Source organism: Gordonia oryzae (assembly GCF_003797185.1).
GTDB classification, from domain to species: domain Bacteria; phylum Actinomycetota; class Actinomycetes; order Mycobacteriales; family Mycobacteriaceae; genus Gordonia; species Gordonia oryzae.
On sequence record NZ_RKMH01000007.1, the window covers coordinates 141,520 to 166,889 of the forward strand.

General features: G+C 66.2%; 28 protein-coding genes. 10 read left to right on the forward strand and 18 right to left on the reverse strand.

Annotated elements, in window-relative coordinates:
• Positions 1 to 28: 28 nt before the first annotated feature.
• The 4 genes from EF294_RS10780 to EF294_RS10795 form a co-directional block, all read right to left on the reverse strand.
• Complete coding sequence (locus EF294_RS10780) at positions 29 to 1,393, reverse strand: hypothetical protein (protein ID WP_123929406.1); 1,365 nt, start codon at positions 1,391 to 1,393, stop codon at positions 29 to 31.
• Positions 1,390 to 1,698 (reverse strand): type VII secretion target, encoded by a 309-nt coding sequence (locus EF294_RS10785; RefSeq protein WP_123929409.1) that lies wholly within the window; start codon positions 1,696 to 1,698, stop codon positions 1,390 to 1,392. Before EF294_RS10785 ends, EF294_RS10780 begins: the two co-directional genes overlap by 4 nt.
• Positions 1,699 to 1,774: 76 nt before the next feature.
• The gene (locus EF294_RS10790) at positions 1,775 to 2,104 is read right to left on the reverse strand and encodes a YbaB/EbfC family DNA-binding protein (protein WP_123929412.1); all 330 of its coding nucleotides are present in this window, start codon (positions 2,102 to 2,104) and stop codon (positions 1,775 to 1,777) included.
• A gap of 5 nt (positions 2,105 to 2,109) precedes the next feature.
• The gene (locus EF294_RS10795; RefSeq protein ID WP_123929415.1) at positions 2,110 to 2,457 is read right to left on the reverse strand and encodes a hypothetical protein; all 348 of its coding nucleotides are present in this window, start codon (positions 2,455 to 2,457) and stop codon (positions 2,110 to 2,112) included.
• Positions 2,458 to 2,903: 446 nt separating this feature from the next.
• Here EF294_RS10795 and EF294_RS10800 point away from each other — a divergent pair, with 446 nt between their 5' ends.
• Positions 2,904 to 4,460, forward strand: coding sequence for a MinD/ParA family ATP-binding protein (locus EF294_RS10800; protein WP_425459419.1), 1,557 nt, complete (start codon positions 2,904 to 2,906; stop codon positions 4,458 to 4,460).
• Between the two features lie 29 nt (positions 4,461 to 4,489).
• Here the strand turns inward: EF294_RS10800 and EF294_RS10805 are convergent, their stop codons facing one another.
• Positions 4,490 to 5,137: a DedA family protein gene (locus EF294_RS10805; protein WP_123929417.1), complete on the reverse strand. Its 648-nt coding sequence runs from the start codon at positions 5,135 to 5,137 to the stop codon at positions 4,490 to 4,492.
• A gap of 233 nt (positions 5,138 to 5,370) precedes the next feature.
• Here EF294_RS10805 and EF294_RS10810 point away from each other — a divergent pair, with 233 nt between their 5' ends.
• Both EF294_RS10810 and EF294_RS10815 read left to right on the forward strand, forming a co-directional pair.
• The gene (locus tag EF294_RS10810) at positions 5,371 to 6,429 is read left to right on the forward strand and encodes an alpha/beta fold hydrolase (protein ID WP_185091040.1); all 1,059 of its coding nucleotides are present in this window, start codon (positions 5,371 to 5,373) and stop codon (positions 6,427 to 6,429) included.
• A gap of 83 nt (positions 6,430 to 6,512) precedes the next feature.
• On the forward strand, positions 6,513 to 7,013 hold the full coding sequence (locus tag EF294_RS10815) for an NINE protein (protein ID WP_246007805.1): 501 nt from the start codon (positions 6,513 to 6,515) through the stop codon (positions 7,011 to 7,013).
• Positions 7,014 to 7,043: 30 nt separating this feature from the next.
• On the opposite strand, the gene EF294_RS10820 is transcribed toward EF294_RS10815, so the two are convergent.
• Entirely contained in the window at positions 7,044 to 9,017 is a 1,974-nt protein-coding gene (locus EF294_RS10820; RefSeq protein WP_123929426.1) for a sugar phosphate isomerase/epimerase and 4-hydroxyphenylpyruvate domain-containing protein, read from the reverse strand.
• Between the two features lie 225 nt (positions 9,018 to 9,242).
• Here EF294_RS10820 and EF294_RS10825 point away from each other — a divergent pair, with 225 nt between their 5' ends.
• From EF294_RS10825 to EF294_RS10835, 3 genes are all read left to right on the forward strand, one after another.
• Positions 9,243 to 10,607 (forward strand): MFS transporter, encoded by a 1,365-nt coding sequence (locus EF294_RS10825; RefSeq protein WP_123929429.1) that lies wholly within the window; start codon positions 9,243 to 9,245, stop codon positions 10,605 to 10,607.
• Between the two features lie 60 nt (positions 10,608 to 10,667).
• A complete protein-coding gene (locus EF294_RS10830) occupies positions 10,668 to 11,606 on the forward strand; it encodes a shikimate dehydrogenase (RefSeq protein ID WP_123929432.1) in 939 nt (312 codons plus the stop codon).
• Positions 11,607 to 11,745: 139 nt separating this feature from the next.
• Positions 11,746 to 12,393 (forward strand): TetR/AcrR family transcriptional regulator, encoded by a 648-nt coding sequence (locus EF294_RS10835; protein WP_123929435.1) that lies wholly within the window; start codon positions 11,746 to 11,748, stop codon positions 12,391 to 12,393.
• A 6-nt stretch (positions 12,394 to 12,399) separates the two neighbouring features.
• Here EF294_RS10835 and truA read toward each other — a convergent pair whose 3' ends face one another.
• From truA to infA, 8 genes are all read right to left on the reverse strand, one after another.
• The gene (truA, locus tag EF294_RS10840; protein WP_123929438.1) at positions 12,400 to 13,293 is read right to left on the reverse strand and encodes a tRNA pseudouridine(38-40) synthase TruA; all 894 of its coding nucleotides are present in this window, start codon (positions 13,291 to 13,293) and stop codon (positions 12,400 to 12,402) included.
• Between the two features lie 8 nt (positions 13,294 to 13,301).
• Positions 13,302 to 13,847 (reverse strand): 50S ribosomal protein L17, encoded by a 546-nt coding sequence (gene rplQ / locus EF294_RS10845; RefSeq protein ID WP_123929441.1) that lies wholly within the window; start codon positions 13,845 to 13,847, stop codon positions 13,302 to 13,304.
• A gap of 63 nt (positions 13,848 to 13,910) precedes the next feature.
• Complete coding sequence (locus EF294_RS10850; RefSeq protein ID WP_006370387.1) at positions 13,911 to 14,963, reverse strand: DNA-directed RNA polymerase subunit alpha; 1,053 nt, start codon at positions 14,961 to 14,963, stop codon at positions 13,911 to 13,913.
• 91 nt (positions 14,964 to 15,054) lie between these two features.
• Entirely contained in the window at positions 15,055 to 15,660 is a 606-nt protein-coding gene (gene rpsD, locus EF294_RS10855) for a 30S ribosomal protein S4 (RefSeq protein WP_006370388.1), read from the reverse strand.
• A 21-nt stretch (positions 15,661 to 15,681) separates the two neighbouring features.
• Positions 15,682 to 16,089, reverse strand: coding sequence for a 30S ribosomal protein S11 (gene rpsK / locus EF294_RS10860; protein ID WP_005207980.1), 408 nt, complete (start codon positions 16,087 to 16,089; stop codon positions 15,682 to 15,684).
• Positions 16,089 to 16,457, reverse strand: coding sequence for a 30S ribosomal protein S13 (gene rpsM, locus EF294_RS10865; protein ID WP_005170495.1), 369 nt, complete (start codon positions 16,455 to 16,457; stop codon positions 16,089 to 16,091). Before rpsM ends, rpsK begins: the two co-directional genes overlap by 1 nt.
• A 196-nt stretch (positions 16,458 to 16,653) precedes the next feature.
• Complete coding sequence (gene rpmJ, locus EF294_RS10870) at positions 16,654 to 16,767, reverse strand: 50S ribosomal protein L36 (RefSeq protein ID WP_005207978.1); 114 nt, start codon at positions 16,765 to 16,767, stop codon at positions 16,654 to 16,656.
• Positions 16,768 to 16,860: 93 nt separating this feature from the next.
• Positions 16,861 to 17,082, reverse strand: coding sequence for a translation initiation factor IF-1 (gene infA, locus EF294_RS10875; protein ID WP_005170487.1), 222 nt, complete (start codon positions 17,080 to 17,082; stop codon positions 16,861 to 16,863).
• A 313-nt stretch (positions 17,083 to 17,395) separates the two neighbouring features.
• Between infA and EF294_RS10880 the strand changes: the two genes are divergently transcribed.
• Positions 17,396 to 17,791, forward strand: a complete 396-nt coding sequence (locus EF294_RS10880; protein ID WP_123929444.1) for a phage holin family protein — start codon at positions 17,396 to 17,398, stop codon at positions 17,789 to 17,791.
• 98 nt (positions 17,792 to 17,889) lie between these two features.
• On the opposite strand, the gene EF294_RS10885 is transcribed toward EF294_RS10880, so the two are convergent.
• Positions 17,890 to 18,738, reverse strand: a complete 849-nt coding sequence (locus tag EF294_RS10885; RefSeq protein WP_123929447.1) for an LLM class F420-dependent oxidoreductase — start codon at positions 18,736 to 18,738, stop codon at positions 17,890 to 17,892.
• 99 nt (positions 18,739 to 18,837) lie between these two features.
• Here EF294_RS10885 and EF294_RS10890 point away from each other — a divergent pair, with 99 nt between their 5' ends.
• A complete protein-coding gene (locus EF294_RS10890) occupies positions 18,838 to 18,990 on the forward strand; it encodes a DUF1059 domain-containing protein (protein WP_123929450.1) in 153 nt (50 codons plus the stop codon).
• Positions 18,991 to 19,664: 674 nt separating this feature from the next.
• Here EF294_RS10890 and EF294_RS10900 read toward each other — a convergent pair.
• Positions 19,665 to 21,485, reverse strand: a complete 1,821-nt coding sequence (locus EF294_RS10900) for a hypothetical protein (RefSeq protein WP_123929453.1) — start codon at positions 21,483 to 21,485, stop codon at positions 19,665 to 19,667.
• A 105-nt stretch (positions 21,486 to 21,590) separates the two neighbouring features.
• Between EF294_RS10900 and dtd the strand changes: the two genes are divergently transcribed.
• Positions 21,591 to 22,052 carry a D-aminoacyl-tRNA deacylase gene (gene dtd, locus EF294_RS10905; protein WP_123929456.1) on the forward strand — a complete coding sequence of 154 codons (462 nt, stop codon included), beginning with the start codon at positions 21,591 to 21,593 and terminating at the stop codon, positions 22,050 to 22,052.
• Between the two features lie 19 nt (positions 22,053 to 22,071).
• Positions 22,072 to 22,914 (forward strand): formate dehydrogenase accessory sulfurtransferase FdhD, encoded by an 843-nt coding sequence (fdhD, locus tag EF294_RS10910; protein ID WP_123929460.1) that lies wholly within the window; start codon positions 22,072 to 22,074, stop codon positions 22,912 to 22,914.
• A 34-nt stretch (positions 22,915 to 22,948) separates the two neighbouring features.
• Here the strand turns inward: fdhD and EF294_RS10915 are convergent, their stop codons facing one another.
• Together EF294_RS10915 and EF294_RS10920 are read right to left on the reverse strand one after the other, a co-directional pair.
• Entirely contained in the window at positions 22,949 to 24,013 is a 1,065-nt protein-coding gene (locus EF294_RS10915) for an ABC transporter ATP-binding protein (protein ID WP_123929462.1), read from the reverse strand.
• Entirely contained in the window at positions 24,013 to 25,323 is a 1,311-nt protein-coding gene (locus EF294_RS10920) for an ABC transporter substrate-binding protein (RefSeq protein WP_123929465.1), read from the reverse strand. Before EF294_RS10920 ends, EF294_RS10915 begins: the two co-directional genes overlap by 1 nt.
• Between the last annotated feature and the right edge of the window lie 47 nt (positions 25,324 to 25,370).

Sequence of the window (25,370 nt, forward strand, 5' to 3'; positions counted from 1 at the left end):
ACCTTTCTGATGGTGACGAGCAGTGGACTCATCGGGCTGAGACCGGCCCGGCCGGACCGAGTCGTAATTCGATGTCGGGCGCTGTCTCTGGGTCGGCGTCGGCGCCGAGCACTGCGGGAGCGACGTCCGCGACCCCGCCGACCATCTGCTTTCCGTTGTTCTCGGTCACCAGATAGTCGGGGACCTCGTGGGTGTCGTCGGACGCCCCGGCACCGCGAGCGGCACCGGCGGCAGCCATCGGGGCCATCGATGCCGGCATCGGTGTAGCGGTCCCGGTCGCCACACGCGCCGGGGAGGCCGGGGCGTAGCTCGCCGGTTCGGTGGCGCCGACGACAGTCATCCCGGAGCGGGCCGCTCCCAGCGGCGCGGTGATCGCCGTACCACCGGCCCCACTACCGCCGCGGCCGGCACCGCCGGCGCCCATCGGCATCGCGCCAAGACCGGCCAGGCGACCGCCGGGCCCGGCAGGCCCACCGGCGCCGTCTTCCGGCGCGACATATGCCGCCGGCCGGACCGCAGTATCGTCGGCGGCCAGCGCCTGCTGCAGTGGTGCGGTGAGCAAGGAGGGGATCTCGGTGGCCGTGGAGACGACCGGGGACACCGCGTCGAGGATCGCGCCGGCCAGCGCGAACGGTGACTGCGTAGCGCCGCCGGCTCTGGTGGGCGCGTTGGTGACCGGCACTGGCGCTCCGTTCACGGCCATGTGGGTTGTGGGAGCCAGCAATTGGGCCCGCGTGGCAGCGACGGCGGCGGTTGCTTCGGAGAGGCCTAGGCCGGCCAGGCTCACTGCGAGTGGCAGGGCCGCCGGCCCGGTCAACGAGACGGCCGCGGTGATCTTGGCGATGGTCGCGGCCAGGATGGCCTGAAGGGTTGCGATACCGGCGGCGACGATGCCTGCGGCGGCCTCGATGTCGAACGACATGCCGCTGCCCTGCGCTGCGAGCTGCCCACTGTTGACGCTCGCCTCCCCGGTTTTCGCAGCCGCCGACACCGCGCTCTGACCACCCCACACCTCGTCGGCGATCTTCATGGCGGCCTGCGCCATCGACATCGACGACTCGAGCATCGTGGACAGCCCCTGGAAGATGACCGTTGGATCGAAGTCGGCCGCCGATAGATCGCCGGTCCCGAAGCTGCCGAGCAGATCGGTGATCGGTTTGACGAGCAGACCGACGTCGATGGCCGGTAGCGGCGGCAGTCCCGGAAGCGGTGGCAGCGGCGGGAACTCGGGTAGTGGCGGGAGTCCCAACCCTGCCAGCACGTCGCCTACCGGCCGGTCGAGGATCGGTCCGAGCGGTGTCGCCGCGATCATGTCGTTGACCGACATCTCGGTGAGCGCCGGGAACGCGTGCGGCCCGGAGGTGGGCTGCCCGGAGGTGGACTGTTGACTCACAGCACCGACCGCAGAGTGGCAGCGGAGGCGTCATCGACGGCCTCGAACTCGGCGAGCCCACCGAGTGCGCTCGCCGCAGTCGCCGCGTGGACGGCGGCCAAATTGCCCACCGCGACCAGGTGATTGCTTTGTGCGGCAATGAATGCCGCGAGGAATTCTTGCCCGATCAGTCCGAACACGGGGATCATGACCGCCGTGTTCGCGGCGGCATTGACCGACCCGGCCGCGGCCACCGCGGTACCGATCGCGGCATTGGTCGCCGCGAAGCCCTCGAGTACCTCCGGCGTTACCGTCACATGATTCATGCTCTCCCCCTTGCCATGTCATCTACTGCCATGTCATCTACTGCCGTCGCGCTCGTCGATGTCACCCGCGCGTCGGTCATCGCGACCCGTCCGGCCGCGATTGCACCAACTCCGCGAATGATGCGGTGAAGTCCTCGGTCATCGCGGCTCGGCGGGCGAATGCTCGCTGGGCGGCGAGCATGGCCGTCGCCACGATTGCGGAGCCGAGTCGGGCACCACCGAGTTCGCCCGCCCCATCGGCGAGCCACAGCCCGGTCATCGCCCCGGATCCATCGACCTCCACGGTGATCAGATCGTCTGCGGAGCTCTCCCGGACCCGGATCCGCGCCAGCTCGTCCGAGAAGTCGTGTAGACGGCCCAATTGGGTCGTTGCGCGGGATTGGAGTTCGTCCATTGCCCAGTTCATCGCACTCACACCGATCTGAGCCAGGACGCGGGTGCGTCGGCCTCGTCGTCGTCGCGCAGTTCGGCGCCGGCCAAATCGTCGGGCCTGGGCAGACCGAGCGACTCGACCACCTCCGTCGGCGTCCCGGCATCGAGTAGCCTGGCGCGCAGCCGGATCGCCGACGCCATCGCCGACTGCTGACACAATCGAAGGACGTCGGCGGCCACAGCCTGAGGGTGTTTGCGCAACTGGGTGTCGTCGATACGCACCGCAAGCGGCAGGCCCGCCGGTGTCGTGATCACCGAGATCGCCCCGTCCCGCGATCGCGCCGAGGATGTTTCCTCGACTCCATCACTGAGATCCTCGCCGATCATTGGCCCTCCCCCACGTCAGTTACTTCCTGTACCGCAGCGGCATTCGCTCCGCCGCTGAAATGCGATGTCCTGATTGGACGCAGCGGGACTGGTTCGGGTTCCACTCGATCGGATCAATGTTGGCCGTTGCCGATGACCTCCGCTGACGGTGTTGAGATAATGCCACAAATCACATGCCGTGTCCGGTTTGCGCGAGATGTCTGGGGATAACCCCGGAGTCCTCGGCAGTCCTCTCGCCGTGGCGGGCCTCGTCCGTCGCTCCCGTCGTCTCCGACCCCGACCCCGCATCGCTGCTCGGTGTGACGCTCACCATTCACGATCCGACACCCATAGGTACACTGCCCAGCGTGGTGACGTCCGTCCCGCGGAGCTGGCGGACTCAGGTCACCGGAATCACCTTGCAGGGGGAATTGATGACGCACGAGAACAACGGATACCCGGCGGCGATGATGCCTGAAACCCCACCATGGTTGCAGTTCGCACCTCCCGAGGACGCAACGCCGCCCGATAATGCACCGTCCGAACCTGCACATGGAACCGAAGCACCGGGCGAGGCCCGTGCCGGCTTCGGCGCCGACCGACAGCCGATTCCCTCGTCGCCGACCGAATCCGCGGCGCCGGGCACACCGACCGACGGAGCGCCTACCAGCGCGTCACCTCCCGGGCCGGCCCCCACCGATGCGGCACCGGAGCACCCGGCACCGTCGCACTTCTCCACTCCGGCGGCGCCACCACCGCCGCACCAGGCACCGTTTCCTCCGGCAAACCGATACCACCAGACTCCCCTGTACGAGGCACATCAGCCCCCTCAGCACAACCAACCCGCACCGGGATACCCTTACGCGCCCAACGGGTTCGACCCGTCGGTGCATGGGTACGCACCCGGCCCCATGCCAACCGGACCCACCCCTCCCGGACCCGTGCCCTCGGGTCCGACCCCCGGCGCGCCGACTCCCCCTCACATGCCGCCCCCGCACATGCCGCCCACTCCCGCCGGCTATGGACCACCACCGGACAACGGCTACGCCCAGCCGATGGGATTCGGGTCGACGTCGCCGCAACAGGGACCGGCTCTCGACGAGGTCGCCCTGCTGCGCAAGGCTCGTCGAGCCCCCGCCCGCGGGTGGCGGCGGGCGGTGCACACGATCTCGGCCGGCACCATCAATCCCGGCGACTCCGCCTCCGAGATTCGGTACCAGCAACTTCTCGAGCGGTTACGCCGACCGGTTCGCGGTGATTACCGCATCGCGGTGCTCTCCCTGAAGGGCGGCGTCGGAAAGACCACCACGACAGTCGGTTTGGGCTCGACCTTCGCCTCCCTGCGCGGCGACCGCGTGATCGCCGTCGACGCCAACCCCGACCTGGGAACACTGGCTCAGCGAGTCCCGCAGCAAACGGCGTCAACCGTGCGTAATCTGCTCTCCGACGACAACGTCTACCGCTACAGCGATGTGCGCGCCCATACCTCACAAGCACCGTCGCGTCTGGAAGTACTTGCTTCCGAACGGGACCCGGCGATGGCTGAAGCATTCAGCGAGGACGAGTACCGCGGCGTTGTGACCATCCTCCAACGCTTCTACAACATCATCATCACCGACTGTGGAACCGGCTTGAGCCACTCGGCGATGAACGGCGTGCTCGACCTGGCGAACGCCATCATCTTGGTCTCGTCGCCTGCGCTGGACGGCGCCCGGAGCGCGTCGGCCACACTCGATTGGCTCGAAGCTCATGGGTACGGTCACCTGGTGTCGCGCGCGGTCGTCGTCCTCAGCTCGTCCCGCCCGGGGTCATCGACCATCGACACCGATCAATTGGCGCAGCATTTCCTGACGCGATGCCGCGCGGTGCAGACGATTCCGTTCGACGACCATCTCGCCGAGGGCGCCGATGTCGATCTCGAGCTCGTCGGCAAACCCACCCGATTGGCGTTCGTCGAGCTCGCCGCGACCATCGCCGACGAGTTCACGCCCGCGGTTCACCGCGAGGAACCGTTCTACGACTGAACAGGGTCGGCCCACGAGGACTGCGGCGGTCAGTCGGTGTCGGGGTCACCGGCGGCGAGCGCCTCTGTCCGCTCGCGGCGAAGCGCCAGCCAGCGTCGAGTGAAACCGACGGTCATCGGGATTACGACGGTGATCATCGAGGCGATGATGAACACCTCGAGGTGGTCGCGAATCCACGGCACCTGCCCGAGGAAGTAGCCCAGCAGGATCAGTCCGGACGCCCACACAACGCTACCGAGAAGTGAGAACAGCGTGAAGACCCGGTGCGGCATGCCGCTGAATCCGGCGACCAACGGCGTCAGCGTCCGAACCACTCCGATGAATCGGCCGAAGAACACGGTCAGCGGGCCGTAGCGCTGAAAATAGCGATGGGTGCGCTCGACGTACTCGGGTCCCACCGCTCGCATCATCCGACCCTCGACCACCGACCGGCCCAGACGCCGACCGAGGACGTAGCCACATTGATCACCGGCTGCCGCCGCCAGCGGCACCACAAGGCATAGCCACCACAGCTTCGCGAACGGATTCGGCTGCGCAGCAAGCACTCCCGCAGTGAACAATACCGAATCGCCGGGGAAGAGAAACCCGATCAGAATACCGGTTTCGACGAACATGAGGACGCACAGGCCGATCACGCCGCCGGTGGCGAGGAACGAGTCGACATCGAAGGGGTTCATCACAGTCCACCCTAGGTGCTGCGAGCAACACCGGCCCAGGCTCGCCGGGGTGCCGATGCCCACGTTAACTCGATGCAACATGCTGGGCAGAGTGTGCCCTCGTGGGGTTTACTCGGTCGTAAACATGCCGCGCGCATCCACCGCGCACCACCCCAGCCCGCCGACCCTCACGACGACGTGATCTCAAGGAGCCGACCGTGTCCAGCACCCAGCCTCCCCCGACCTCCGGCCGGATGAAGACAGCGGGTTCGTCCACGCCGAATCTGCGGCCCGTCTCCGACACCGAGGTCCGGATCTCTTACCACACGATCCACGGCTATCGCCGCGCGTATCGCATCGCCGGAAGCGGTCCGGCGCTTCTGCTGATCCACGGCATCGGGGACAACTCCGCGACCTGGGACGAGGTCATCCCGATGCTCGCCCAGCACTACACCGTCATCGCTCCCGATCTCCTCGGCCACGGCCGCTCAGACAAACCCCGCGCGGATTATTCGGTACCGGCGTTCGCCAACGGGATGCGCGATCTACTCGTAGTCCTCGGCGTCACGAGGGTGACCGTCGTTGGCCATTCCCTCGGTGGCGGCGTCGCGATGCAGTTCTGCTACCAGTTCCCCCGGTTCGTCGAGCGCCTGGTGTTGGTGGCCGCCGGCGGCGTGACCCGCGAGGTCAATCCGGCGTTGCGACTGGTCACACTTCCGGTGGTCAACGAGGTCCTGACGCTCCTGCGGATACCCGGGGTGATGCCCGCGCTGCAGGGCGCGGCCAAGGCCCTGGTCAGCCTGCCCCACCTTCCCGGTGTACCGCAGGAGTTCTCACCGCGCCGGGCCCTCAACGACCACGAGGATCTCTTGCGCGTACTCGGCGATCTCGCCGATCCCCACGCGCAGGCGGCGTTCCTGCGCACCCTACGCGCGGTGGTCGACTGGCGTGGTCAGGCGGTGACGATGCTCGACCGCTGCTACCTGACCGAACGCCTTCCGGTGCTGTTCGTCTGGGGCGAACTCGACACCGTCATCCCCTACGAGCATGCACTGATCGGGCATTCGGCGATACCGCATTCGGAATTGGCCACATTTTCCCGCGCCGGTCATTTCCCTTTCCACGACGACCCCGAGCGCTTTGTGCAGGTGATCACCAACTTCCTCGAACGCACACAGCCGGTGGACTTCGATCCGCAGAACTGGCGACATCTGATGTCCACCGGCGGTGCTCGGCCGGAGGAGTTCGTCGGCGACGAGGACACCGTCGAGGCCGTGCTCGATGCCATCGAGAACGAGCGCAGCGCAACCTGACCTGCGCGCGGGGGACGATTGTGTCGACCGGGTGACCTACGCTCGACTCCCCTGGCGCCGACGCCCATGAGAGCATGGTCGTCATGAGCTATCAGCAGTATCCGGGTCACAGCGGTCAGGGTCAGTCATACGGCGCAGGCCAGCCAGGCTATGGTTCGCAGCCGTACGGCGTTCCACCCGGCCAGTCCCCGTACCTCGGCTATGGTGGGGTACCCGGATACGGCGACTTCAACGTCGACCCGGTGACCGGTGAACCGTTGTCAGACAAGAGCAAGTTGGCTGCGGGCCTTCTGCAGCTGTTCCTCGGGGGCTTCGCCGCCGGTCGTTTCTACATCGGCGACATGAAGTTGGCTGTGATCCAGTTGGGCGGCCACCTCGCCGGCTGGCTCCTGGTGATCGTGGGTTTCATCGTCGTTGCCGCCGGGGCCAACAGCAATTCCAGCGGCGGAGCGGCATTCGGCGGGATCATGCTGCTCGTCGGCTCGCTGGTGATCCTCGGCTTCGGCATCTGGGTTCTCGTTGACGCCATCATGATGCTCGCCGGTAGTGTCCGCGACCCGCAGGGACGCAAGCTCCGCAGCTGAGCAGCGAGCACACACCCGCCACTGGCCGGGTCAGGCGTCGAAGGCGAGCGCCGCGGCCACCCGCACCGGCGAGTTGACCTCCCCGTACCCCCGGTATCCCCCGCGACGGCAGACCACCTCGAAGAACAGGTCGTCGGCGATGGTCGGGGTGAAGAAGTGGAAAAACTCTCCGCCGATCTCGTCGGCGTCGTAGAGGATGTCGTAGCGACGTAGCGCATCGATCCGATCGGCACCGAGGTCGAAGCGCGCCCGCAGGTCGTCGTAGTAGTTCTCCGGGATCGGCAGTGTGATCAGCCCTCGGGAGCGGCATGCGCGGGCGGTGGCGACGATGTCGTCGCAGGCAAAAGCCGCATGAGTCAGTCCGCCGCGCCGGCGCAGCGGGCCGTGACCGTCGAGTCGCGACGGCACCAGGGACGCGACGAGTCGGATCGGCTCACCGCTCTCGGTTGCCGATGTCAGCGCCTGCGAGCGCATCGTTCCGACCGCGTCGGGCACATCAAGTCCCTCCTCGACCGACATGCCGAATACCGAGCGCAGCAACAACATTGCCGCCTCCCAGTCGGCGGGGCCCATACCGATGCCGATGTGGTCGACCCCGGTGTAGAGCGAGGCGACCGCGGCGGGCTCGCGCGGCACCAGATCGAAATGGCGCTGCCAGCTCCCCGCCGACAAGGCGGGACGCAGGTCGATGGCGAGGGAGTCGGTGACGTCGAGTCGCACGACCTCCACCGCCGCCTCGGGCCTCGACGAGGGCCCCGGTGCCGCGATCGATGCAACCGGCACGTCGAACTTCGCGGCACGCGCCGCCCACGCCCCCGGCTCCGCACTGCGCAAACCGATTTGCGCGATGGTCGGCATGTCGGTCGGCGCTCCCGGCGACGTCCAGACGGTACCGACGGTCGGATCGACGACGACGGCCAACTCGGCATCACGGTAGAGCTGCAGGCCGGTGGAACTGTCGACGCCGCTCAGATCGAAGCCGAGGGGGCCGAGGACCTCGCCGAGTTGGGGCGCCGAGGTCGGGCCGGCTGCGACCCGGATCGATACGACACCGCCGGTGACGGGCCGCCGTTCCTCGCCGCTCGCCCCAACCCCTTGGGACACAGCGGTTTCGGATGATTCGGGATGGCCGGCGCCGACGAGTTCGGCGAGATATCGTAGCGAGCGGTGCGCATCGCTTGCGGTGCGCACCGGATCCGCATGGCGGAAGACGTCGCTGAACACCTCCAACGACCACGGACCCCGGTAGCCCGCCGCAAGTACGTGGTCGGTGAATGATACGAGATCGAAGTTGCCCTGCCCCGGCAGGCATCGATGATGGCGACTCCACTGCAGCAGGTCCATCGCCATCCGTGGGGCATCGGCAAGCTGCAGGAAGAAGATCGAGTCGCCGGGCAGGTCGGCGATACCGGACGGGTCAGCGCCCCGCGAGAGGATGTGGAAACTGTCCAGGCAGGTACCGAGTGCCGGATTATCCACAGCGGCAACGATGGCGGCTGCGTGACGATAGTCGTTGACGTGATGCCCCCAGGCGAGCGCCTCATAGGCCAGTCGCTTGCCACGCGCCGCAGCGAGCTGCGCCGCGGTCGCGAGTTGTTCGGTGAGCAGTCCGTCATCGCACGCTGCCGACGCCAGCGGCGATGAGCACACCAGCAGTAGGTCGCACCCCAAGTCATCCATCACACTGAACTTGCGCTCGAGTCGAATGAGGTTGCGCCGGAATCGGTCCGGATCCTGGGAGTCGAGATCACGGAACGGCTGGTAGAGGTCGATGCTCAGTCCGCGATCGGCCGTGGCGCGCGCCAGCTCGGCGGGCCGACCGGGGGCGGCTATCAGATCGGGTTCGAAGATCTCCACCCCGTCGAAGCCGGCGTAGGCGATGGCGTCGAGCTTGTCACCGAGAGTTCCCGACAGACATACCGTCGCAATTGACGTTCGGGCGCCGAGCGGCAGCGCCGACCCACCGGCGCCCACAGTGATCTGCGTGGTGCGGGTCAGCGACATGAGAGGGCCTCCTGTGATCCGGGACACTAGGTGCAGAATGTACCAGAAAGTTCATTAGAGCGCCTGTATATGCTCCCCTGAGGAAAGTCCTGCAACACTTTCACCAGCGTATATTGGCATCTTTATGAACGATCTGGTTAGTTGTCTTGACCGGGACAGCGGTCCTTTGTATCGTCAGTCACACGCTCGACACGATGTGTTGGCTAGCACACCCTGGAGGACCCGATGACCGCACCCACTTCCACTCCGCCGGCAGCCCAGCCGCGCAAGGCCGCGTTGGCCAGCTTCATGGGCAGCCTGGTGGAGTACTACGACTTCTTCATCTTCGGCACCGCATCAGCGCTGGTGTTCAACAAGATCTTCTTCCCCGACGTCAGCCCCACGGCAGGTACCCTGGCCAGCTTCGCCACATTCGGCGTCGCCTACATTGCCCGCCCGATCGGCGCGGTGGTCCTCGGCCACTTCGGCGATCGCGTCGGCCGTCAGCGGGTCCTGGTATTCACCCTCATCCTGATGGGCCTGGCCACCTTCGCGATCGGATGCGTACCCGACTACCACTCGATCGGCATGGCCGCACCTATTACCCTCGTCGTTCTTCGCCTGCTGCAAGGACTTTCGGCGGCAGGTGAGCAGTCGGGCGCGAGTTCGCTCACGGTCGAACACGCCGACCAAGGTAAGCGCGCCTTCTACGCCAGCTGGACGCTCAACGGCACCCAGGCCGGACTGCTCGTCGGCACCCTCGCCTTCATTCCGGTCGCCGCGCTCCCCGAGGACACCCTGCTCAGCTGGGGCTGGCGTGTCCCGTTCTGGTTCAGCGCCGTAGTCATGTTCGTCGCATACCTGATCCGCCGCACGATGCCCGAGACCCCCGTCTTCGAGAAGATCAAAGACTCGACCGAGGGCGTCTCCGACGTCCCGCTACTGGTGCTGCTGCGCTTCCACTGGCGGGCCCTGGTCCGGGTGATCGCCTGCGCGACGATCTCGGTCATGAGCACCCTGTTCTCGACCTTCGCGCTCAAATACGCGACCAACGACTTCGCCGTCTCGAAAAGTTCGATGTTGCTCGTCAGCGTCATCGCCAACCTTGTCATGCTGCTCAGCCAGCCGCTGTGGGGCATGGCCGCCGACCGCATCGGGCGCAAGCCGATCTTTATCGGCGGAGCGCTGGGCTGCGCAGTGCTGGCATTCCCGTACCTGCTGATCATCACCACTGGCTCCTTCTGGGCGATTCTGGTGGCCACCCTGATCATCCAGACCGTCGTCTACGCGGCCGCCAACGCGGTCTGGCCGTCGTTCTACTCCGAGATGTTCCCGGCCCAGGTCCGGTACTCGGGCGTGGCTATCGGCACCCAGATCGGCTTCATGGCCAGCGGTTTCCTGCCCTTGATCGCCGCCGCAATCCTCGGTGAGGGCCGAATGGGTTGGGTCCCGGTCGCTGCGGTCGTTGCCGCCTTCGCCGTGGTTGCCGCACTCGCTGCCGCCACTGCGGTCGAGACACACAAGACCGACACAATGCAACTCGGCGAGAATCCTGCCAAAGGAGCCAACACCGTGACCGCGTCGGCACCGGCCTCGACGTCGATGGCCTGACACCTTCGCCCACACCTGGCACCGGGGCGATTCCCGGCCCGATCATCAAAGGACACACCCATGTTCGACATCGAATTCGCCACCGCAGCCCGCCGCGCATCCGGCGGCGCCGTGGTCGCCGCCCTGATCGGGCAGGGGATCACCCGGTCCCTCACACCTGCCATGCATGAGCGCGAGGCCGCCCACCACGGGCTGGACTACACCTATCTGACCCTCGACGTCCCGGCGTCGGTCACCGCCACCGTCGACCTCGGGGCGCTGCTGGTCCGTGCCGCCGACGCCGGGCTCGTCGGGCTCAACGTCACCCATCCGTTCAAGCAACGGATACTGGCCCATCTCGACGATCTCTCGCCCGACGCGGCCCGTCTCGGGGCGGTCAACACCGTCGTCTTCGACGGCGCTCGCGCGATCGGACACAACACCGACTGGTCGGGATTCGCGCGCAGCTTCGACCGAGGCCTCGGCGCGGGTCTCGGCGCAGCGGCCGCACCTCGGGAGTCGGTGGTGCAGATCGGCGCCGGCGGAGCAGGTGCTGCCGTCGCCTATGCCGTACTCACCACCGGGGTCACGCACTTTCACCTCGTCGACACCGACACCACCCGTGCCGCCGGACTCGCCGCCACCCTGCGCGCCATGTTCGACGCCGAGATCACCTCCGGTGGAGTCGATTCCGTTGCTGCCGTGCTGGTCGACGCGGATGGCCTGGTGCACGCCACCCCGATCGGGATGGCCCATCACCCCGGTATCGCGGTGGACCCGGCGTTGCTGCGCGCCGACCTCTGGGTCGCCGACGTCGTCTATCGCCCGGCCGTCACCGAGCTGATCGCGGCGGCCCGCGCGGTCGGCGCACGCACCCTGCCGGGCGACGGGATGGCTGTCGGGCAGGCCGTCGACTCGCTGCGGCTGTTCACCGGCATCGAGCCGGACGCCGACCGGATGGCCGCGCACATCGCCGAACTCATTGCCGCGGAGGACCGAGCCGAGCGCCGGACCGCCTGAGGGCGCCCCTCACCCCGCCGACAGCGCCCGCCAATTCACCGACAGCGCCGGGGAGCGCGCCGTCGGCGCAGTGGCGAGCGCTGTCGGGGTTCTGGCGAGCGCCGTCGGCGTTCTGTGAACGAACGATAGAGTTCATGACGTGACCGAAACCGCACCCCGACGCCGCGACAGCGAACGGACCAAGGCCGACATCGTGAAGGTGGCGACGAAGGAGTTCGCCGACAAGGGTTTTGCGGGTGCGCGGGTCGATGAGATCGCGGCCAAGACGCACACCACCAAGCGGATGATCTACTACTACTACGGCGACAAGGACGGTCTGTACCAGGCCGTTCTCGAGGCGTCCTACGGACGTATCCGGCGCCTCGAGCAGAAGGTCACCCACATCGCCGACGATCCGGTTGCCGCGTTGCGCCACGTCGCCGAGATCACCTTCGACCATCACGACCGCAACCCCGACTTCATCCGCATCGTCGCGGGTGAGAACATCCTGCGGGCGTCGCATCTCAAACATGCCGCAGGCGTTGGGCGGCTGGGTAATCCGGCGCTCGATGTGCTGTCGCGGATCCTCGAGTCCGGTCGTGAGAAGGGGGTGTTCCGCACCGACGTCGATGCCCTCGACGTCCATCTCGCGATCAGCAGCTTCTGCTTCTTTCGGGTGGCCAACCGGTTCTCGTGGAAGACCCTCTTCGACCGCGATCTCGCCGCTACCGACCAGCGCATCCATCAACGACGCATGATCGGCAACATGATCGTCGCCTATCTCACCGACACGTCCACCCTGGACTGAACCGACTCAATCCCCGCAGCACCCGCCGGTAGGCGACCCCACCGCATCACGGACATCACGGGTGACAGCGTTGCGTGCGGACAACTCGTCGGTTGCCGGGTAGTCGACACCCACCAGACAGAGACCACGCGCCTGGGCGACCGGGACCTGACTGCTGCGCGCGCGCAGCGCCAACAGGCCACGGCACCACTCGACGTCGCGACGGCCGTCGCCGACACAGGCAACCGCACCGACGAGCGAGCGCACCATCGACCAGCAGAACGCATCAGCACTCACCTCGCCGATCAGTACGCCCTCGTCGTCACGGCGCCAGGCGAAGCGTTGAAGATCGCGGACCGTGGTGGCGCCTTCCCGGCGACGGCAGAAGGCCGCGAAGTCGTTGAGCCCCAGCAACGTCGAGGACGCTGCGTTCATCGCCTCGACGTCGAGGGTTCGGCGCCATGTCGCGGTGGCCCGGGCCTGAGTCGGTTCGGCACCGAAGGCCGCATCGGTGAGCCGATACCGGTAGTGGCGACGCAGGGCCGAGAATCGGGCATCGAAGTGTTCGCTCACCGGGGTGACGGCCTTGACGCGCACATCGTCGGGCAGCATTCTGGCCAGCCGACCGACGAGCAACCCAGTCCCGCCGGCAAGACTGCGCGTGCGCAGCGCCGAGGCCGGGATGTCGGCGTGACAGACCTGACCGATCGCGTGCACGCCCGCGTCAGTGCGTCCGGCGACGGTCAGGCGGATCGGTACGCGCAGAACCGTGGCGAGGGTGTCCTCGAGTAGCCCACACACGCTGCGCTGCTCGACCTGACGCGCCCAGCCGGCGAAATCGGTTCCGTCGTAACCGATGTCGAAGCGCAGACGGACGAACCCGCCGTCCCCGGAATCGGTGGCGGCGGGTTCGTGCGGCACTGGCTTGCTCAGTCGTCCGACTTCTTCTCGGCCGAACCTTCGACGTCGGCGCCCTGCGCGTCGGCCTCGACGACGTTGTCGCCTGCAGGCTCGGCTACCGCGGCCTCGGTCTCGGTCTCGGCCTCGTCGAGCTTGGCCTCGGCGGCCTTACGGGACGCGGCGACGCGGGTGGCGCGGTCGGCCTCGCTGGACGCGGTCGATTCGGTGACGAGTTCGATCACGGCCATCGGGGCGTTGTCCCCCTTGCGCGGCAGCGTCTTGATGATGCGGGTGTAGCCGCCGTTGCGATCGGCAAAGCTCGGGCCGATCTCGTCGAACAGGACATGCACGATGTCCTTGTCGCGGATCACCTTGAGCACCTCACGCCGGTTGGCCAGCTTGCCGGCCTTGGCGTGGGTGATCAGCTTCTCCGCGTACGGCCGCAGGCGCTTGGCCTTGGCCTCGGTGGTGGTGATGCGGCCGTGCTCGAAGAGCGAGGTGGCGAGGTTCGCCAGGATCGCCTTCTGGTGGCTCGCCGACCCGCCGAGGCGGGCACCCTTGGTGGGCTTGGGCATTGTCTTCTCCTAGACGGACTCCCCCATCGCTGAATGGGAGAAGTCAGGGTTGGCGTGCAGCGGCTACAGCTGCTCGGTCTCTGCGAAATCCTCACCGGAGTCACCGTCGAACGACACGTCGTCCGACCACGTTCCGGTCGCCGGGTCGTAACCGGCCACCTGCGACGGATCGAAGCTCGCCGGGCTGTCCTTGAGAGCCAGACCCAGGGCGTGCAGCTTCACCTTCACCTCGTCGATCGACTTCTGCCCGAAGTTGCGGATGTCGAGCAGATCCGACTCGGTCCGTGCAACCAGCTCGCCGACGGTGTGCACACCCTCGCGCTTGAGGCAGTTGTAGGACCGGACGGTCAGGTCGAGATCCTCGATCGGCAGGCTGAACGACGCGATGTGGTCGGCCTCGGCCGGGCTCGGCCCGATCTCGATGCCCTCGGCCTCGACGTTGAGCTCCCGGGCGAGCCCGAACAGCTCCACCAGGGTCTTACCCGCCGACGCCAACGCATCACGCGCGCTGATCGAGTTCTTGGTCTCCACATCGAGCACGAGCCGATCGAAGTCGGTGCGCTGCTCGACACGAGTGGCCTCGACCTTGTAGGTGACCTTGAGCACCGGCGAGTAGATCGAGTCGACCGGGATCCGGCCGATCTCGGCGCCCGATGCCTTGTTCTGCACGGCCGGAACGTATCCGCGGCCCCGCTCGACGACGAGCTCGATCTCGAGCTTGCCCTTGTCGTTCAGGGTGGCGATGTGCAGATCGGGGTTGTGCACGGTGACACCGGCCGGGGGGACGATGTCGGCGCCGGTGACGGTGCCCGGACCCTGCTTACGCACGTACATGGTGACCGGCTCGTCCTCTTCGGAGCTGACCACGAGACCCTTGAGGTTCAGGATGATGTCGGTGACGTCTTCCTTCACCCCAGGAACGGTGGTGAACTCGTGGAGCACACCGTCGATGCGGATGCTGGTGATCGCAGCACCCGGGATCGAGCTGAGCAGGGTACGACGCAGCGAGTTGCCGAGGGTGTAGCCGAAGCCGGGCTCGAGCGGTTCGATGACGAACTTCGACCGGTTGTCGGCGAGGATCTCCTCGGTCAGGGTGGGTCGCTGTGAGATGAGCATTCTGAGATTTCCCCTTGTGGCCGACCGCTATATGACGGCCTAGAAGCGAACCGAACAGCTTGTGCTGCTTGGCAATTACTGATTCGACGAACTACTTGCTGTAGAACTCGACGATGAGCTGTTCCTGCAGCGGGACCTCGATCTGGGCGCGCTCGGGCACGTTGTGCACGAGGATGCGCAGGGTCGAGGGAACCACCTGCAGCCAACCCGGGACCGGACGATCGCCGACGAGCTCCTTGGCGATCTGGAACGGAGTGGTCTGCAGCGACTTCGGCCGGACGTCGATGATGTCGTACTGGCTGACGCGGTAGCTGGGCACGTCGACCTTCACACCGTTGACGGTGAAGTGGCCGTGGCTGACCATCTGCCGGGCCTGACGACGCGTGCGGGCGATGCCGGCACGGTAGACGACGTTGTCCAGGCGAGTCTCGAGGAGCTTGAGCAACTCGTCACCGGTCTTACCGGTGCGACGGTTGGCTTCCTCGTAGTAGCGACGGAACTGCTTCTCGAGCACGCCGTAGGTGAAGCGAGCCTTCTGCTTCTCCTGCAGCTGCAGCAGATATTCGCTCTCCTTGATCCGCGAACGGCCGTGCTGGCCGGGCGGGTAGGGACGACGCTCGAACGCCTGGTCGCCTCCGATGAGGTCGACGCGAAGACGACGGGACTTCTTTGTGGCGGGGCCGGTATAACGAGCCATTGTCTATTCTTTCCTTTCCCGCTAGACCCGACGCCGCTTGGGCGGACGGCAACCGTTGTGCGGCTGCGGGGTGACATCGGAGATGGTGCCGACCTCGAGGCCGGCGGCCTGCAGCGACCGGATCGCGGTCTCGCGACCCGAACCCGGTCCCTTGACGAACACGTCGACCTTCTTGACGCCGTGCTCCTGGGCCTTGCGCGCGGCGTTCTCGGCCGCGAGCTGAGCCGCGAACGGAGTGCTCTTGCGCGAGCCCTTGAACCCGACGTGGCCCGACGACGCCCAGCTGATGACGTTGCCGTTGGGATCGGTGATCGACACGATGGTGTTGTTGAACGTCGACTTGATGTGTGCGTTGCCGTGCGGGACGTTCTTCTTATCGCGACGGCGTGCGCCCTTCTTCGGGCCTGCGCTTCGTGACTTAGGAGGCATTACTTCTTCTTCCCGGCGATGGTCTTCTTCGGGCCCTTGCGAGTACGGGCATTGGTCTTGGTGCGCTGTCCACGGACGGGCAGGCCACGACGGTGACGCAGACCCTGGTAGCAGCCGATCTCGATCTTGCGACGGATGTCGGCCTGGACCTCGCGGCGCAGGTCACCCTCGACCTTCACCGAGGCTTCGATGTATTCACGCAGCTTCGCGACGTCTGCGTCGGTGAGATCCTTGGCGCGCAGGTCCGGGCTGAGCCCGGTTCCGGCCAGGATCTCCTTGGAGGTGGTACGCCCAACTCCATAGATGTAGGTCAGTGCGATCTCCAGCCGCTTCTCGCGGGGGAGATCCACACCAGCAACACGTGCCATGTGGCGGGATTCCTTCACTTCTCAGAGGTCTGCTCCTGGTCCGTCCCGGGCTCTTGCCGGGCTCCGGCCTCTGAACCGGAGGTGGGCGCCGACCCATGTGTCAACGCTGGTGCCAAGAGGGCTTCACAAAAATCTGTTCAGCTCTTCTGGTGTATTCAGTTATCTCTCAAGCGACCCGGAGGGTGGCGAGTGATGATCAGCCCTGACGCTGCTTGTGACGCAGGTTCTCGCAGATCACCATGACCCGACCGTTACGACGGATCACCTTGCACTTCTCACAGATCGGCTTGACGCTCGGCTGAACCTTCACGTCAGTCTCTCCTGTTACTCGCCCGCCGGGCACGGCCGATGGCCGCACCGATGGCGGGTGTGGTTACCCCGGGCCGCACCGGCCCGGGAGGTCTTACTTGTAGCGGTAGACGATGCGCCCACGACCGAGGTCGTAGGGCGAAAGTTCCACGACGACCCGGTCCTCGGGCAGGATGCGGATGTAGTGCTGCCGCATCTTGCCGCTGATGTGGGCGAGCACCTTGTGACCGTTCTCCAGCTCGATGCGAAACATCGCATTCGGCAGGGGTTCGATCACCCGACCCTCGACCTCGATGGCCCCGTCCTTCTTCGCCATGTCCTCCGCGATCCTGTCGCGCACCCTCATCAGGCGCGTAACCCGGTTGAATTCGTTCCGATCCGTTACTGTGTGGGCACCCTGGAGCATCGTCACCAGGTGCCCGTTCCGGTGCTGACCGGAACTCGATACTCACGCCCCGGCCCGCGCACACCTGCGGGGATCCGACGGTGGACACACTAATGCCGGCACGCTGTGCGCACCGCCGTCCTATGCTACGCGAACTGCAAGAACACTCCAAACCGTCGAGAAACCCGGCACCACGACCGCACGACATCCGGCATCATTCGCCGACGATGGCACACTATCTGCCATGCGTGCCTTCTTGATCCAGAGCGCTCTGAGCGGCGTGGCCCTGTGGGTGGCGACACTGATCGTTCCCGGCCTGGACTTCATGTTCCCCGACAACGCGGGCTTCGCCGTCAAAGTGGGAATCGTCGTGTTGGTCGCGCTCGTCTTCGGTGTGATCAACGCGTTCATCAAACCGATCGTGCAGATCTTTGCGATCCCGCTCTACATCCTCACCCTCGGCCTGATCCATATCGTGATCAACGCGTTCATGCTCGAACTCACCTCATGGTTCACCCACAACGCCACCACGTGGGGCCTGCAGGTAAATCACTTCTTCTGGTCGGCGGTATTCGGCGCACTCGTCATCTCGGTGGTGAGCTGGCTGATCTCAATGGTGCTCAAGGAGCCCGTTCGATGAATCGAAGCAGCGGGCTGTGTCGGCCGTCACCCTCGGTGCACTACCGATGCGTGACGCATCGCGTGGCAGTTGCCTCTCAGGGTCGCCCCTGAGCGACGTCAGACCCCGGCAGAGATGATCGCCGCCAACTGGTCGATCGGCGAACCATCGCCGAGCACCTGGATGGCGACGTGGTCGGCACCGGCGGTGCGGTGCGCCTCGACCCGCTCGCGGATCGAGGCGGCATCGCCGTGGACGACCAGCGCGTCGATCAACGCGTCGGAGCCGCCGTTGGCAATGTCGTCGTCGGTCCACCCGAGTCGCTTCAGATTCGACGTGTAGTTGCGCAGGTGCAGGTAAGGCTGATCGACCGGCGGGCGTCCGACGGCTCGCGCTGCCTCTGCATCGGTGCCGAGAACCACCTTGTGCTCCGGAGCCAGCAACACACCCTCACCCAGGGTGTCGCGGGCGATCGCGGTGTGCGCGGGAGTCGTCAGATACGGGTGCGCACCCAGCGCGCGGTCGGCGGACAGGCGCAACATCTTCGGCCCCAGGGCAGCCAGCACACGCCGCTCGCGGGGCACCTCCTTCTCGTCGAGGACGTCGAGATACTGCCCGACCGCCTCGTACGGCTTCGTGTATTCGGCTGTCGCCTCCGGGTGGCCGGCACCAATACCGAGATAGAAGCGGCCCGGGAAGTCTTGGTCGAGTTCGTGAAATTCGTCGGCGATCGCGGCGGCGTCGGTGTTCCAGATGTTGACGATGCCGGTGGCCACCGTGATGTTCTCGGTCGCGTCGAGAACCTTGCGGATCGGACCGAGATGGCGGGGCGAACCACCGAGCCAGATAGTGCCGTACCCGAGTTCCTCGATCTGCCGGGACTCCTCGGGCGAGAACCGTCCGAACCACCCCCACACCCCGTACCGTCCGAATCGCTGGATGTGTGCCGCCTTCGCCGAGTCAGTCATGTCCTGGCCAACAGGAAGCGGCGAGTGCCTATTCCGGCTTCCGCGCCTGGCATCCGCGGCGAGTTACGATCCGCGTACTCATTAGAAACGAGTTCCCTGGTGAAGAGCTTCTGGTGTGGGGCCGTCATTGCCGACTGCGATGCGCGGTTCATCGGCAGAGACGAAAACGACGTGCCCAGGCACGTGGCCGACCACCTGCCGGCCGTCACCGTCGACCGGGTCCACCGGTGGATCTCCGACGTCTCCGAGTGATCGGGCGACGCGGACAGACCAGCGGACGCCGAAAGCGAGTGGTGGGATGCACCACCCTGCCAGGAGCGAACCGGTCGACGAGCTGGATGCAGCGCACCGCGAGTGGTCTATCAGCCCATCGTCGACATCGCACGCCATCGCACGCCATCGCACGCCATCGCGTCGGCGAATACCAGGCACCCAGCCGTTTTCCGGGTTCCCTGCAGACGAGCCCGGACCAGTGGTTCGGTGCGGCGGTGCGCGTCGATCAGGCCATCGATCCGGAGGCGATGGTCGTCGAGACGGCTCGCCGCACGAGTGCACCGCGCGACTCCCCCGACGACACATTGCGCACCGCGCTCTTAGACGACTCGACTCTTCCACTGGTCATTGCGCCCGACTCCGGTAGTGGCACAGCAGAACTGGCGCAACAGAGCGACCCGACGACCCGACCCCACGACGCGACCCGACGACGATCGAGCGGCGCGACGTGCTGCGGATCCTCGACTCCACCGACCAGCCAGAAACGTTGCGGCGTGCGATGACACGACCGCGGCCAGCCCGGTTCGATCCGCTCGCATGCTGCGACATATCCGGCGCGTTCCTCGGCGTCGAGTCAATCGAACGGCTCATCGAATCGCAGATCGTGGACTGGGTGGTGCCTCGGCGAGATCTGCGCACCGGCAGAGGAGTTGCTACGTGCCGATGAGCGCGTTGTCGCGCCGCTTGATGATCGACGCCCGCATCTGAGAGGTCAGCAGCGTCGGGGTGCCCAGTGCCATCATGTGGCCGCTGTCGTGCGGATTCACGCCGTTGGCCCGGAGGAACGGCTCGGCCCGTTGCGACACACTGCCTTTCACGCCGAACCAGTCGAGAAACTCGGCAACGGTCGTCGTCATGAGGCCCCCCCCCAGGGTGTCGTTGGCGCGCCCGACGATCCAACCGATGGCGGCCGCTGCCCGATCGGTCGACGCTTTCCGACGAAAGATCGCAGGATCGCGGCGCGCCGCCCGGGCCAGCAATCGCCGCATGGCCGTGCGGTGTTCGACGTCGAAGAAGACCTCTGCGCTCGCATCGCAGCGCTGCCGGATCACCTCGACCACGGGCAGGATGTCCTCGGCAATCCCCGTGACATCAAACTGTTCGTCGGGCAGCGGCTCGGCGTCGAGGCTCAGCAGCGTCGGGCGTCCGCCGACCCGTTGGTCCAACTCCCGCAGAATGAACTCTTCGAGGGATGACCCCCGAGAATCGAAACCCGGCGGATAATCGGACAACCCGTCGAGAATCGAGGCGTCCTCCCCGAGCGCCGTCGCCCGCGCGAGCTGCGCCAGCAGTACGGCGTTGGACGGACGGTCACGCCGGATCTCCTCCCGGAACTTTGCTTCCCATTCGTCGATCGCGGCGAGGGTGTCGGCGGTGGCGGCCCTGCTGATCCCACGCTCACCGTGACAGTAACGGACGAAGCGGCGCATTAGCTCCGGGTACCGCTGAAGCGATTCGACATCGTCGATGATCTTGCGCGGAATCCGATCGAGCAACATGATCTCGACGACCACCGGACTCCACCGCATGGGATCGGGCGCAGCCATCCACATCAACGGTTCGAGAGCGCTGCGGTGCTCAGCATCGTCGAGTGGCCGACCGTGGGGCGAGGCGAAGAACGCGTCGGCAAGCTGGGAATACTCGGCGTCGGTCCACTCCCGCGGTGACGGCGCCGCACCGGCCTCGGGTAAGAGCCGCAGCGCCCACTCGACCAGCGGGCGGCACATCGGCCACGAGTCGGATTCGACCGGCGGAAAGGTCATCCGGCCCATCTTCATCGCCGCCTCGATGGTCGCGCGAGCGGTACTCGCGTCGACGCGATCGGACACCACCGTGGTCCTCGACGAGGATGCACTCTCCCGGAAGTGCGCGAGTAAGTCCTCCACCGGCGCCGGAACGACAAAGGCATCCTTCACAATCGAGCCCAGGTTGTGGTCGACGTACACCAGGAATGAGAGCTCATGCGCCGGCGGCCACCCGATCGTGAAGAGGTACGATTCGCCGTCACTCAGTTCGTCGCCGAGGACATGGACCTCAGAGACCACTCGCGCCTCGCCGAATGTGTCGAGCCACGCCGGCATGGGCTGGCGACGACCGGCCAGCGTGCGAGTGATGCGCGCCGCGAGGAGCTCGTCGGCCTTGAGGTCATCGGCAAGTAGTTCCCGGAAAATCGTCAGTGCGGCCGTCGTCTCGGCGAAGGACGTCTCCACGAACGACTCGATCAGTGACTCGCGCGTGGCCCGATTCTCGTGATCGGCGAGCGGATGCGGTTCGGGATCGGTGGCCTCCAGCAGGCCGCCAATCGTGACCAACAGGTCGATCGGTTCACCGGTCCGCAGCGCGAGCCGGATGCTCTGGATGAGCGGCTGCTCGTCCGCCCCTGGCCTCGGTCCACCGCCGCCGCCCGTCGCCGATCGCACCGGCTGCAGATGCCTGCGCTTGGGATCCTTCTTGCCTCGTGATCGCTTACCCATCACGGGCAGCGTACTGGCAAGCGGTGGGCGTCGTCAGGTTCTGGTGGCGCGGTGTTGGCCGGGGAACAGTCAACCGGGGAACATCGGCGATGGCAGGCTGATCCCATGCGTGCAGTCATACAGCGGGTCACCGAGGCCTCGGTCGTCGTCGACGGGGACGTCGTGGGAGAACTCGACATCACACCCGGCGGCCACGGTCTGGTGGCCCTGATCGGGGTCACCCACGCCGACACCGAGGCCGACGCCACCACGTTGGCCGACAAGATCTGGCGTCTGCGGATCCTCGACGGCGAGGCCACCGGTGGATCACCGGCAGAGGTGTCGGCTGCCGACATCGATGCACCGATTCTGGTGATCAGCCAGTTCACGCTGTACGCCACCACCGACAAGGGCCGACGCCCGTCATGGAACGCGGCGGCGCCCAAAGCGGTCGCCGAACCACTCGTCGAGTCGGTCATCGAGGCCCTGCGAGCGGCCGGGGCGACGGTGGCCACCGGGCGGTTCGGCGCGCACATGAGCGTGCGCCTGGTCAACGACGGCCCGGTCACGATCGCTCTGGAGACCTGACACCGGTAGCTTCGAGGTCATGGGACGTATCACCGCACGTCGCCGGGTGATCCGCGTACGGCATGGCGAATCCTCCGCCCGAGCCGACGTGCTGGCCGTCGAGGAACCACTGGAGATCCGAATCGGTGGGCGGGCACTGGTCGTCACCATGCGCACGCCCGGCCACGACGTCGAGCTCGCGACCGGCTTCCTGGTGTCAGAGGGGCTGATCGCCCGCGCCGAGGACGTGATCTCGGCCCGCTACTGTGCGGGCGCGCGGGCCCCCGGCGAACCCAACAGCTACAACATTCTCGACGTCGCCCTGGCCGACGGAATCGGTGCGCCCGGAGCCGCGCCCGGCAGGCGGTTCACGATTAACAGTGCCTGCGGGGTATGCGGCAAGGACAGCATCGACGCGGTGACCACGGCGTCGCGCTTCCTTGTCAACGACGACCCGCTGGCCCTCGACGCCGGCACCGTTCTCGCACTCCCCGACCGTCTTCGTGAGGGGCAGAAGGCCTTCGACCGGACCGGCGGCATCCACGCCGCAGGCCTGTTCGACGGCACCACCGGGGAGACACTGGTGATCCGAGAAGACGTCGGCCGCCACAACGCCGTCGACAAGGTCGTGGGCTGGGCTCTGGCCCAGGATCGACTTCCCCTGCGCTGCACCGTGCTCCAAGTGTCGGGGCGGGCCAGCTTCGAGCTGGTGCAAAAGGCGGCGATGGCCGGCATTCCGATGCTCTCGGCGGTGTCCGCGCCATCCTCCCTTGCCGCGGATCTCGCCGAACAGCAGGGGATGACACTGGCGGGTTTCGTGCGCGGCGACTCCCTGGTGCTCTACAGCCGGCCCGACCGAGTCCTGGGCACACCGGCCCGGTGAGCCATCGGCGACTCCACCTGCGCCACCGCCGCTGTCACACCCGCTTCCCCGTCTGCCCGTCGAACCATTGGACCTCGTCGGCGACGGGCATCAGACCGATCTCGTCTCCGACGGTGAACATCTGCCGGTGATCGGCACGCACCACCACTCGTCCGTCGCGCACCGGCAGATCGGTTGCACTGTAGACGAATTGCTCGGCACCGAGTTCCTCGACCAGTTCGACCCGTGCAGTCACCGACCCCGGCGCCCCGGCCATGACCAACTGCCAGGATTCGGCGCGCATCCCCGCCACCGCCTTTCCCGGCACCGCCCGCGGCGCCGGCAGGTCGGCGCCACCGAGATCGACGTGCCCGTCGGAAACCTCAACGTCGATCAGACACATCTGCGGAGTGCCCATGAATCCGGCGACGAAAACGTTGGCCGGGTGCCGATAGATCTCCCGCGGCGTTCCGACCTGTTGCAGCACACCGCGATCGAGGACTGCCACCCGATCGCCCATGGTCATCGCCTCGACCTGATCATGGGTGACGTAGAGCGTGGTGGTCTCCAGCCTGCGCTGCAGCGCAGCGATCTGTGCACGCGTGCTCACACGCAGCTTCGCGTCAAGATTCGACAGCGGCTCGTCCATGCAGAACACCTTGGGATCCCGAACGATCGCCCGCCCCATTGCCACCCGTTGACGTTGCCCACCAGACAGTTTCGCGGGTTTTCGGTCAAGCAGCTCGTCGAGTTCGAGCATCGCCGCCACCCCGTTGACCCGGGCGGCGGCGTCGGCCTTACTCATCCCGGCGTTGCGCAGCGCGAATCCCATATTCTCGGCGACCGTCATGTTCGGGTACAGCGCGTAATTCTGGAACACCATCGCCACATCCCGTGACTTCGGCGGCAGACCGACGACATCGACGTCGTCGATGAGAATCGTTCCCGATTCCACAGACTCGAGGCCGGCGACCATCCGCAGACTCGTCGACTTGCCACAACCCGACGGACCGACGAGCACCATGAACTCGCCGTCGGCGATCTCGAGGTCGAGGGCATCGACGGCCGGCGAGCCGTCGCCGAATCGCTTGGTGACCTTGGCGTAGGTGACTGAGGCCATTACTTGGGCAGCTTCGGCTGGATCTGGGTGGTGTAGATCTGCTCGATCTGCTTCTGCATATCGGCCATCGTCGCGGTGACGTCGGCGTTCTGCAGACCGATCTTCTCGAAACCGGTGCCGATGATCTTGTCCCCACCGGGAATGAACACCCGAGCGTAGTTCTGCGGCTTGGTCTTCGGCAGTTGTTCGATCGCTGTCCGGAAGTTCGGGTTCTTGTCCAGGAAGGCGGTCATCGACGGCGCGGTCACCGCGGCCTTGCGCACCGGCATGTAACCGACGTTCTGCGAGAAGTAGGCGGTGTTGTCGGTGTTGGTGATGAAGTCGATGAACTTCAGCGCGTTGACCTTGCGCTCGTCGGAATTGCGGGCCGGGATGGCCAGTCCCGCACCACCGGTCGGGCAACCAATCGTGCCGTCCGGGGCCGGTAGGAACGCCGTCGAGAACCGGAATTTCGCATCCGAGGTGATACCCGAGAGGTCACCGGTGGAGGCGACCGTGGAGGCGAGGAGTCCCGCGCTGAAATCACCGGCGATGTCGTTGGAGATCTTCGCGTAGCGGCCCTTGTTGATTGTGTCGCTCAGATACTGGCCAGCAGCAACGGTTTTCGGGTCGGTGAACGTCATCGTCCAGTCGTCGGAGTAGGCGCCGCCGAAGGTCCAGGTCGGTCCTTGGAAGGTCCAGCCCAGGTAGTCCACGGCGTTGCCCCATCCGTGCGCCGATTTGCCCGAGCCCACCACCGACTGGATGCGCGGACCCCACTCGGCGAACTCCTGCCAGGACGCGGGACCACGGGCGGGCAGCCCGGCCTGGCTCCACACATCGGCGTTGTAGTAGAACAGCGGGGTCGACCGCGCGTACGGCAGGGCCCACGTCTTGTTGTTCCACTTGTAGTCGCCGACAAGGGAATCGACGTACCCCGACGGATCGACGCCGGCCTTGCCGAAGAGGTCGTCGAGCGGTGCGATCGCACCGATCAGGGCGAAATTGAACCACCACACATCGCTGAGAATGATGATGTCGGGCAGCGCGCCTCCCGACAGTGCGGCGTTGAACTTCTGCGCCGCCTCCTCGTAGTTCTTACCCGCATCGATCAACTGCACCTTGATGCCCGGGTTGGCCGCCTCGAACCGCTTGATCAGTTCCTTCTCGACATCGGTCGACTTGCCGGGATGGTTCGACCAGAAGGTCAGGTTGTTGGGATCACCGTTGTTGCTCGAGCCGCCACCCGAGCCGGCACATGCAGCGAGGGCGGCCGCAGCGGCCACAGTCAGTCCGGCACCGAGGAAGCCACGGCGGGTCAGGTCGGTCATGCGCATTCTCCTGGATGTGTGCTGAGTGATGAGACTGGGTCGGGATG

Bases quoted from the DNA above. Each gene is read 5' to 3' on its own strand.
- EF294_RS10920 (WP_123929465.1), bottom strand. From the start codon at position 25,323: ATGACCGACCTGACCCGCCGTGGCTTCCTCGGTGCCGGACTGACTGTG.
- EF294_RS10880 (WP_123929444.1), top strand. From the start codon at position 17,396: ATGCGTGCCTTCTTGATCCAGAGCGCTCTGAGCGGCGTGGCCCTGTGG.
- EF294_RS10830 (WP_123929432.1), top strand. From the start codon at position 10,668: ATGTTCGACATCGAATTCGCCACCGCAGCCCGCCGCGCATCCGGCGGC.
- fdhD (WP_123929460.1), top strand. From the start codon at position 22,072: ATGGGACGTATCACCGCACGTCGCCGGGTGATCCGCGTACGGCATGGC.
- EF294_RS10885 (WP_123929447.1), bottom strand. From the start codon at position 18,738: ATGACTGACTCGGCGAAGGCGGCACACATCCAGCGATTCGGACGGTAC.
- EF294_RS10785 (WP_123929409.1), bottom strand. From the start codon at position 1,698: ATGAATCATGTGACGGTAACGCCGGAGGTACTCGAGGGCTTCGCGGCG.
- EF294_RS10800 (WP_425459419.1), top strand. From the start codon at position 2,904: ATGATGCCTGAAACCCCACCATGGTTGCAGTTCGCACCTCCCGAGGAC.
- EF294_RS10815 (WP_246007805.1), top strand. From the start codon at position 6,513: ATGAGCTATCAGCAGTATCCGGGTCACAGCGGTCAGGGTCAGTCATAC.
- rpsK (WP_005207980.1), bottom strand. From the start codon at position 16,089: ATGCCTCCTAAGTCACGAAGCGCAGGCCCGAAGAAGGGCGCACGCCGT.
- EF294_RS10900 (WP_123929453.1), bottom strand. From the start codon at position 21,485: ATGGGTAAGCGATCACGAGGCAAGAAGGATCCCAAGCGCAGGCATCTG.
- infA (WP_005170487.1), bottom strand. From the start codon at position 17,082: ATGGCGAAGAAGGACGGGGCCATCGAGGTCGAGGGTCGGGTGATCGAA.
- EF294_RS10810 (WP_185091040.1), top strand. From the start codon at position 5,371: ATGAAGACAGCGGGTTCGTCCACGCCGAATCTGCGGCCCGTCTCCGAC.
- EF294_RS10915 (WP_123929462.1), bottom strand. From the start codon at position 24,013: ATGGCCTCAGTCACCTACGCCAAGGTCACCAAGCGATTCGGCGACGGC.
- EF294_RS10805 (WP_123929417.1), bottom strand. From the start codon at position 5,137: ATGAACCCCTTCGATGTCGACTCGTTCCTCGCCACCGGCGGCGTGATC.
- dtd (WP_123929456.1), top strand. From the start codon at position 21,591: ATGCGTGCAGTCATACAGCGGGTCACCGAGGCCTCGGTCGTCGTCGAC.
- EF294_RS10850 (WP_006370387.1), bottom strand. From the start codon at position 14,963: ATGCTCATCTCACAGCGACCCACCCTGACCGAGGAGATCCTCGCCGAC.
- rpsD (WP_006370388.1), bottom strand. From the start codon at position 15,660: ATGGCTCGTTATACCGGCCCCGCCACAAAGAAGTCCCGTCGTCTTCGC.
- rplQ (WP_123929441.1), bottom strand. From the start codon at position 13,847: ATGCCCAAGCCCACCAAGGGTGCCCGCCTCGGCGGGTCGGCGAGCCAC.
- EF294_RS10795 (WP_123929415.1), bottom strand. From the start codon at position 2,457: ATGATCGGCGAGGATCTCAGTGATGGAGTCGAGGAAACATCCTCGGCG.
- EF294_RS10825 (WP_123929429.1), top strand. From the start codon at position 9,243: ATGACCGCACCCACTTCCACTCCGCCGGCAGCCCAGCCGCGCAAGGCC.
- rpsM (WP_005170495.1), bottom strand. From the start codon at position 16,457: ATGGCACGTGTTGCTGGTGTGGATCTCCCCCGCGAGAAGCGGCTGGAG.
- EF294_RS10790 (WP_123929412.1), bottom strand. From the start codon at position 2,104: ATGAACTGGGCAATGGACGAACTCCAATCCCGCGCAACGACCCAATTG.
- EF294_RS10820 (WP_123929426.1), bottom strand. From the start codon at position 9,017: ATGTCGCTGACCCGCACCACGCAGATCACTGTGGGCGCCGGTGGGTCG.